The 248-nt window shown below is 48.4% G+C and carries 1 protein-coding gene; it reads left to right on the forward strand.

What is annotated here, in order from left to right; all coding sequences use genetic code 11:
• Positions 1–248: LamG-like jellyroll fold domain-containing protein (locus tag RYX56_RS24305; RefSeq protein ID WP_317124377.1), on the forward strand; the 248-nt coding region annotated here is incomplete at both ends.

Genomic DNA, 248 nt, shown 5'->3' on the forward strand with positions numbered 1-248 from the left:
GTTCTACACCTACAATGGCTCCACCGCGAACTCGACAACCGACTCATCAGCAGTGACCATTAACAGCTATCAATTGCTGGAGGCAATGCAAAATAGCTTCGGCAACACAGGCTCAATTTATAACAATGGAGTCCTCGAAGCCACCGGTACGCAAAATGCCGCGGGTAACGTGACACGCACAACAAACCTGATCGGACGCGATTATTCCAACTCCGTATTTTTTCAGGGCGATATTGCCGAAATTCTAG

It is taken from the genome of Alkalihalophilus lindianensis, from assembly GCF_032843265.1.
In the GTDB taxonomy this organism is placed as follows: Bacteria; Bacillota; Bacilli; order Bacillales; family Bacillaceae_D; genus Alkalihalophilus; species Alkalihalophilus lindianensis.